The sequence below is a fragment of the Bartonella fuyuanensis genome, assembly GCF_014197255.1.
In the GTDB taxonomy this organism is placed as follows: domain Bacteria; phylum Pseudomonadota; class Alphaproteobacteria; order Rhizobiales; family Rhizobiaceae; genus Bartonella; species Bartonella fuyuanensis.
Genome location: NZ_JACIFE010000065.1, coordinates 1 through 1,689 on the forward strand (window position 1 = coordinate 1; position 1,689 = coordinate 1,689).

Sequence of the window (1,689 nt, forward strand, 5' to 3'; positions counted from 1 at the left end):
CCTTCATACGTTTCCCATGCCTCTTGATTGGGAGGTCTATCAACCCATTTCCAATTTTTTGTTTCATCGGGAAAGACCAGCATTTGAAAGCGTTGCAATAAGCCGTCATTATTTGTTCCATGGTGCATTGCTTGAATGAGGGGAATAAGGCGTGAAGGTTGAATGCCTCCAATTATGGATAAAGTGACATGGGGGATAAAAATGGTTCCACGCTCGATACGGTCATAAGTAAATTGATCATCTCCATTAAAAGCTGTTAAATAAAAGGCGCGGTCTGATTGATATTCCTTTCTTTCCAAATTGGCTAAAAACCCAGATAATTCATCACGCACCATTAAGAGACCACGGGGGTTTTCTTTTAAGAGTTCCCCAAGCTTTTCAACGGTCACATCATTGACAATAAAACGAGGGACATCATCATCACTTTTACGAGTAAGAAACTAAATGGTGTGCAAAGCGATCATGCAATCATATTCTCGCAATATTAGAAAAGTAATAATTTATCACTACTTACTGATATAGAGTGCAGTATTTTAAAAAATAATTTGCTCTAATTACCAAATAAATAAAAATACAGTTGATTAAGGAAATTTTTGCTTTGTATGCAGCACACGTAAAATACGAACAACGCCATCTGAAATATCATAAATCATGATATAATTTGGATGTACAATAAATTCACGTGTATTTACAACTCGCCCTAAACGACCAAGAGTGGGAAGCTTAACGAGTTTTTCTACCTTTTCAGATAAAAGTTGATCAAACTTTAAGGCCACAGAAGGATTATTTTGTGATATGTATTTACGTATTTTTTGCGGTCAATGTGTGCTACTTGTGTCCAAATTAGCTTCATAAAGTTGATCTATCTAGTTTACTTTGTATTTTTAAGCGCCATTCCTTTGCTTCTGCTTCGATTTCCTCAGAAGATATTATATCTCCTGCATTAGCATAATTTATCCCTAATTGAACTTGTTCTCGAAACCATAAATCGTGTGTACTTCTTTCTTTTTGTTCTTTTACGATATCGCGCATATAATCTCGCAACAATTGTGCACCAGATCTATCACACGCTTTTGCTGCTTTGGAAAATTCATTTTTCAATACATCATCCACGCGAAAGGTAAATGTCGTCTCAGCCATTTTATTACCTCTTAATGTGTTACAAAATAATCCTAATGTAATACATTTTGACTATTTCTTCAATAGGTACAGTTAGAATAGCTATTTTATATCTATCTTGCATTTTCATATCCCAAAAATGATTGCTGTTTACACATAAAAAAACTTATAATTTAATTCACATTATTTTATGGGATAAAATATTAATTTTGATCTAAATTAATATTTTTATTGAATATGATACAATTTTGTGCATAGTTGTGAGTTTTCGTGATTACAAGATACAGAAAATCAAAAACTTGGATTGTTAGAATGTGCTAACAAAAATGCTTTTGCTTCACTCCATGTTGAAAGAGAACTGTAAATAGAGGGAAAGATTGGTGCAAACATAGCTTGGTGCTTTGATCTAAAGAACAGAGTAGGGGAATTATTATTGAAATCTCATATAGTAGATTTTTCTCTTGATGTTTTAGAACTTTTTAAAGCTGTTAGTGAGCGTAATTTATAAGGTACGCCAATTTATTAGGGATAATAACCTATCATCCTGAGCGGGGCAACGAGCTGTTCCGT

General features: G+C 33.7%; 2 protein-coding genes and 1 pseudogene. All 3 read right to left on the reverse strand.

Going from position 1 to position 1,689, the window contains the following annotated elements; all coding sequences use genetic code 11:
- Positions 1 to 407 (reverse strand): annotated as a pseudogene (locus GGR08_RS07915) (DUF3987 domain-containing protein); the annotation flags it as partial.
- Between the two features lie 174 nt (positions 408 to 581).
- Positions 582 to 776: a type II toxin-antitoxin system RelE/ParE family toxin gene (locus GGR08_RS08500; protein ID WP_343050848.1), complete on the reverse strand. Its 195-nt coding sequence runs from the start codon at positions 774 to 776 to the stop codon at positions 582 to 584.
- Positions 777 to 849: 73 nt separating this feature from the next.
- A complete protein-coding gene (locus tag GGR08_RS07925) occupies positions 850 to 1,140 on the reverse strand; it encodes a CopG family ribbon-helix-helix protein (RefSeq protein ID WP_183194754.1) in 291 nt (96 codons plus the stop codon).
- Positions 1,141 to 1,689: the final 549 nt, after the last annotated feature.

Bases quoted from the DNA above. Each gene is read 5' to 3' on its own strand.
- GGR08_RS07925 (WP_183194754.1), bottom strand. From the start codon at position 1,140: ATGGCTGAGACGACATTTACCTTTCGCGTGGATGATGTATTGAAAAAT.